General features: G+C 40.6%; 9 protein-coding genes. 6 read left to right on the top strand and 3 right to left on the bottom strand.

The window, feature by feature from the left end:
- Nucleotides 1–288 precede the first annotated feature (288 nt).
- The 5 genes from RMY00_RS35910 to RMY00_RS35890 all read left to right on the top strand — a co-directional run bounded on the left by RMY00_RS35910 (nucleotide 289) and on the right by RMY00_RS35890 (nucleotide 4,394).
- Nucleotides 289–2,619 (top strand): eCIS core domain-containing protein, encoded by a 2,331-nt coding sequence (locus tag RMY00_RS35910; protein ID WP_322652112.1) that lies wholly within the window; start codon nucleotides 289–291, stop codon nucleotides 2,617–2,619.
- Nucleotides 2,620–2,996: 377 nt separating this feature from the next.
- The gene (locus tag RMY00_RS35905) at nucleotides 2,997–3,554 is read left to right on the top strand and encodes an REP-associated tyrosine transposase (RefSeq protein WP_322652111.1); all 558 of its coding nucleotides are present in this window, start codon (nucleotides 2,997–2,999) and stop codon (nucleotides 3,552–3,554) included.
- Nucleotides 3,514–3,648 (top strand): hypothetical protein, encoded by a 135-nt coding sequence (locus tag RMY00_RS35900; protein WP_322652110.1) that lies wholly within the window; start codon nucleotides 3,514–3,516, stop codon nucleotides 3,646–3,648. The genes RMY00_RS35905 and RMY00_RS35900 overlap by 41 nt, the downstream gene beginning before the upstream one ends.
- Before the next feature lie 356 nt (nucleotides 3,649–4,004).
- The gene (locus RMY00_RS35895; RefSeq protein ID WP_322652109.1) at nucleotides 4,005–4,178 is read left to right on the top strand and encodes a hypothetical protein; all 174 of its coding nucleotides are present in this window, start codon (nucleotides 4,005–4,007) and stop codon (nucleotides 4,176–4,178) included.
- Nucleotides 4,179–4,226: 48 nt separating this feature from the next.
- The gene (locus tag RMY00_RS35890) at nucleotides 4,227–4,394 is read left to right on the top strand and encodes a hypothetical protein (protein ID WP_322652108.1); all 168 of its coding nucleotides are present in this window, start codon (nucleotides 4,227–4,229) and stop codon (nucleotides 4,392–4,394) included.
- Nucleotides 4,395–4,415: 21 nt separating this feature from the next.
- On the opposite strand, the gene RMY00_RS35885 is transcribed toward RMY00_RS35890, so the two are convergent.
- From RMY00_RS35885 to RMY00_RS35875, 3 genes are read right to left on the bottom strand one after another with little or no spacing between them, the layout of a single operon-like run.
- The gene (locus RMY00_RS35885) at nucleotides 4,416–4,616 is read right to left on the bottom strand and encodes a hypothetical protein (RefSeq protein ID WP_322652107.1); all 201 of its coding nucleotides are present in this window, start codon (nucleotides 4,614–4,616) and stop codon (nucleotides 4,416–4,418) included.
- Entirely contained in the window at nucleotides 4,579–4,764 is a 186-nt protein-coding gene (locus RMY00_RS35880) for a type II toxin-antitoxin system HicA family toxin (RefSeq protein WP_322652113.1), read from the bottom strand. The genes RMY00_RS35885 and RMY00_RS35880 overlap by 38 nt, the downstream gene beginning before the upstream one ends.
- Nucleotides 4,765–4,805: 41 nt before the next feature.
- Nucleotides 4,806–5,045, bottom strand: a complete 240-nt coding sequence (locus RMY00_RS35875; protein WP_322652106.1) for a type II toxin-antitoxin system HicB family antitoxin — start codon at nucleotides 5,043–5,045, stop codon at nucleotides 4,806–4,808.
- 70 nt (nucleotides 5,046–5,115) lie between these two features.
- On the opposite strand from RMY00_RS35875, the gene RMY00_RS35870 reads away from it, so the two are divergent.
- Entirely contained in the window at nucleotides 5,116–5,316 is a 201-nt protein-coding gene (locus tag RMY00_RS35870) for a hypothetical protein (protein WP_322652105.1), read from the top strand.
- Nucleotides 5,317–5,495: the final 179 nt, after the last annotated feature.

Raw genomic sequence — 5,495 nt, 5'->3', positions numbered from 1 at the left:
CCGACAACAATAGGAATAACAAATGATGTGCATTCGATAGTTCAAAGGGCGAAAGTTGACCCAAGTTCGCTGAGTGCAGATGAAGTGTTAACCCTTCAGGAGACGATAGGAAATAGGGCGGCGAATCGGTTGTTGGCAAGTGGAAGCACGACGCAGGTGCAGGCGAAGCTGACGATTGGTGAGGTGGGGGATAAGTACGAGCAGGAAGCAGATAGTGTAGCGCGTGAGGTAGTACAGCAAATTAATGCGCCTGCGGTATCAGGTCAAAGCCAAGCAGTACAGCGTCAGATGCCTGAAGACAAAGACGACCTCCAAATGCAACCGATAGTACAGCGTGTAGCAGAGGGTAGCATGGCAGCATCCGCAGATGTGGAAGCTGGGATACAAAAGGCTAGAAGTAGTGGACAGCCCCTAGTGGAAAGCATCAGAGAACCGATGGAGCAGGCGTTTAGGGCTGATTTTAGTGGGGTGCGTGTGCATACGGATTCTCAGGCGGATCAGTTGAATCAGTCGATACAAGCTAAGGCATTTACTACGGGGCAGGATGTGTTCTTTCGACAGGGGGCTTATGAGCCGGGGAGTCGCGGGGGGCAAGAGTTGTTGGCGCATGAGTTGACCCATGTGGTGCAGCAGAATGGGGGGGCGGTGAGGCGATCGCACTTACCACAGCAGATGTTACCGCAAAAGACCGCCACCGAAACCTCATCGACATCGGTGGGAGAAGGCGTTATCCATGAGAAAGGAGAAATGACAGGTTATATCCAAGAGTCATCAGAGGTGTTGCACCCCAACAAAATAGGAATACCCGATCAATTAAAAACAGGAATTGAAAACCTCTCATTTGAGTCAAACAATTTTAGCAAAGCTGGTACACCAACTTTTCAATTGAGGGTACTCAGTTTTAGCGCATCAACAATTCAAGCCAAATGGATAGATGAAGATGCCAGTCCATATTACAAATGGGATAAACCATTAGATGGGGTGCAGTGGTACGCGTTAAAAAAAGATCCCAATACTATGTTTTTCTATCCAATTGATGAAAAAATAAAAACCGAAACGGCAAAATTGTCGGGCCCTTCTCAAGCCCGAAGGAGAAGTGAATGGCTAGAAGCCTCTGGAGGAGAAGATACTCATGCGGAACTGGATGCGTCCATTGTAAAATTGCTTGAAGAAAATAAGATGGAGATTGTGGATACAATGCCAATGGCAAAAGAAAGTTTAAAAATCGAGAGGTTGGAAACAGGAACCGTCAATTTGATCACCAGTGACGCAAATAAACAGGAAATTGGAAGCTACACTTTTAAATTGGATAAACCAGCTTCAGATTGGAGGGATTATACCAAAGCTGCAATAATTGAGTTGAGTAAAAACCCTCTTACCTCAAAATGGGCTAATCGTAATGCGCTGGGATATTGGTTTCAAAAATCAAAAGTTTTAAAAGTATCAGCATCTTTGAATGGGACTTTATTTTCTACTTACCAAAAAAAAGGCCCTGTTCCTGAACCAAGCCCTGTTACTCCATTAGAAAGAGCATTAGTTGAAAGTCAAGAGATGCATAAAGAGAAAATTCCAAATCCCAAATTACGGTCTGAGGGAAAAGAAGCTCCTAAAGAAGAACAGTCACCCATTACGGAGTTATATGCCATTTTAGAACACAGTAATTTTTTAAGATTCTTTGAAGAAATCGATACAGCATTGAATAAAGAGAAATCGCTTTCAACATTTGCAGATGAATGTTTGAAAGAAATCGAAGTTTTACTAACGGACTTGCTGCCAATGACCGAACTATTAAACATTCCAGATGTGACAAAATTATGGGCAGATGAAAGGATGAAGCTCAGTGGTACTATTCATATGGAAAAACAGATAAAAGCAACTGATAATTGGGTAGAGCTTTATCAGATGATCAATGCTCATGCTGCCAAATCTCCCAAAAAACTTCAATTATCTGTGGAATTAATAAAATCAATGCATGGTCAGTTGGTAAATGGAGCGACAAAAAATGGTGTAGAAGCTGGAAAAACAAGAGAAAAAACTGTGAATGTAGGAAAAAATACTCCAGTGCCTTCTCATTTCGTGGATTATGAACTAGCTAAATTGGTAAATTGGATGAATCAGCAAATAGAGATCAGCTACAAGAAAAAATCTCACATTATTCCTAGCTGTGGGATTTTTCTATCTAAATTTTTAGCAGTTCATCCTTTTGATGATGGCAATGGCCGAACAGCAAGGGGATTGATTGATTTAATTTTGGAGGTTTTCGGACTTCCACCTGGTTTATTTGAGAAAACAGAAATAAACATAGCATTACTTACCAAACATCCTGACGATATAGGAAGCATTCTTGAGGTTTACCTTGAGTCTCAGAAAGTAGATATTCACAATGAAGTAGCTCTAAGAGAATGGTTAAGTTTTCCAATAAATATCAAAAACCTGCTTAGGAATGCTCCTGGATTAATGAAAGATACTAAATTAGTAACTGGTAAAGAAAAGCATGAAAAAGAAGAAAGGGAAGCAAAACAATTTATAACTATGTTAACTAATAATTTTAAGAATGGTATGAAAAGAGCCGTTGAGAAGGCAAGGAGCCTTGAATCTCAAGTGCGATCGCTTGAATAGTATTGTGCGATCTTTCAGACATAAAGCTAAAAAGCGGTGTGAAGTGCGATCGACAATATTGCGATTAGTGCGATCGCTGATCTTGTAGGGTGCGTTAATGAAATGTAACGCACCATCTATATGCTGATTATCGGTATCGTACTCTCCGTGCTAACACACCCTACGTATGAATGGATCTTACTTAAGTGCGTAAGCATATCTTGTAGGGTGCGTTACTTCGTTAACGCATCGAACCAATCTCATGCAGCGTTACAGCGTAAACAGCCAAATGGCTTGTCAAATATCCTACCACGAACGCCTAACGCACCCAATCGACAGATATTGATTTGGCATCAACAATGGGTATTTTAAAACAATCAACTCATCAATGAATACCCATGCCTAATTACCGCCGAGCCAAACTTCCTGGTGGTACTTATTTTCTCACCCAAGTAACTCATCATCGTCAACCTTGGCTGATTACCGACATCGCACGCCTTGCACTCCGCGCTGCTATCACTCATGTCCGTCAAAAATATCCCTTCACTATCGACGCATTTGTGCTTTTACCCGATCATTTCCATTGTTTATGGACATTACCAGAAGGAGATAGCGATTTATCAACTCGACTGCGATTAATTAAAACATTTGTTACCAAAAGGTATGGAAGCGAATTGGAAATTAATGCTGATATTTCCACCTCTCGACAAAAACGACAAGAACGCAATTTATGGCAAATACGATTTTGGGAGCATTTGATACGCGATGATAGAGATTTTGGCAAACATTGCGATTATATTCATTACAATCCTGTGCGCCATCGGCTTTGTTCTGTTCCTCAAGATTGGAAATTTTCTACCATTCATCGGTTGATGGCTGGTGGTGTTTATCCGCCAAATTGGGGGATGGGGGAAAATGCTAAACGAAATAATTACTGTCTATGGTATCATCGATGATTTGTTGAAGGCAATTGGGCATAACGATGATTGCCGTCGAGACATGAGCGATGCAGAAATTATTACAACGGCAGTGCGATCGCGGATCTTGTAGGGTGCGTTAACGAAGTAACGCACCAACCATAACGAACCCAACACCAACAGATTAATTGGGCAGAAAAATGGGTAATTTAAGACAACAGATCATTGATTGATACCCATGCCCAATTATCGCCGAGCCAAACTTCCAGGTGGTACTTATTTCCTCACCCAAGTAACTCATCATCGCCAACCTTAGCTAATCAACGATATCGCACGCCAAGCACTCCGCGCTGCTATCACACATGTACGTCAGAAATATCCCTTTACCATCGACGCATTTATGCTGCTACCCGATCATTTTCATTGTTTATGGACATTACCAGTGTGATTTGAACTATATTTTGGTTCTTGGCAACTTTTGGTCACGCTATGGTTCAAAATTTGGTCATGCGGGGGGTAAAATCACAACCAGAAGGGGATAGCAATTTATCAACTCGATTGCGATTAATTAAAACCTTTGTCACTAAACAATATGGGAAGCAATTAGGAATTAATGCTGATATTTCTCATTCTCGACACAAACGCAAAGAGCGCAATTTATAGCAAAGACGATTCTGAAAACATTTAATCCGAACTGAGAGAGATTTTGTCATGCATTGCGATTATATTCATTACAATCCGGTACGACATCAATTGTGTCAAGTTCCCCAAGATTGGCAATTTTCATCTACTCATCGGTTTATGGCTCAAGGTTTTTATCCGCCAAATTGGGGAATGAATGATATTACAGAAATGCCTAATAGTATTTGGGATACGTAATTGACGTGGTGCATTACTTCGTTAACGCACCCTACGTGGATTTGTGTAGATGGGTGGGTAAATTGCTTTTTTCTTGTGCGATCGCCTGATCTTGTAGTGCGATAGCGAAGCGTTGCTGTAAGCAGAACGCCCATCTTGTAAGTTAGATTGAGTTCCGACACCAAACAATAAAATTACACCTAATTTATTCTCCCAACAACTTAAAGAAAGTTTCCTTGTCAATACCAATATCCTGAATCATGCCCATTAGAGTCCCTTGTTTTAAATCTTGTCCCGCATGAATTGGAACAACAACTCTTCGTCCATGACTATCCTTGTAAATAGCATGACTCCCCTTTTGACGGTCAAGATAAAAATCTAATTTTTCGATAACTCTGATAAATTCTTTAGCTTTGACAGTAGGAAAATTACTTATGCCAATATACTTAATGGCTTGACAATTAAATCTTCTCTAGGAATTGACTGATTATCAGCCTTTAAACTTTCAATATATAATTCAATGGCTTCTGTAATATTCTCAATGGCTTCTTCAAAAGAATCTCCTTGAGAATGACAACCTTTTAGAATAGGACAAAAAGCGTGATAACCTCCATCTGATTCTTTTTCCAGAAGAACTGTGTAATTGTAAATTTGTTTATTGTTATTTTCCATATGTTTTCAACTTGTTTGTGATCGACCTATTTTTACCTCAGCATGATTCCATCATAAAGGCTTTTAGGTTATGTTGAAGTGCGATCGCTTGATGTTGCGGCAGCGATCGCCCCAAGCCAATCAATTACCCTGCGTTCCCTACAAAAATCGGCAATTAGTTATTATACAATTTACGCCCCATTGCACGCATTGGTCTTGGTTTTGCTCTGATATTTTGACCAAGAGCGATCGCTTAGAATGGAGTGCGATCACGTATAAATTGGTTGGGTGATGAATAGAGCAATCGCTTGGAAATTGATTTTTGAGAAGATGGGAGCGATCGCCAAGAGTACCAGATGTCTGAGAAAGAAATATAGTGCGATCGCCCATAGTACCTAACACATTCTTTTTAGCTTCCCTCTGATGCTTGTTTAGCTTTCTCTTGCACATCTTGTGCCGCTTTTTGTGACG

The sequence above is a fragment of the Nostoc sp. ChiVER01 genome, assembly GCF_034531155.1.
Classification (GTDB): domain Bacteria; phylum Cyanobacteriota; class Cyanobacteriia; order Cyanobacteriales; family Nostocaceae; genus Nostoc.
This window is presented reverse-complemented; position numbering and strand designations above follow the sequence as displayed.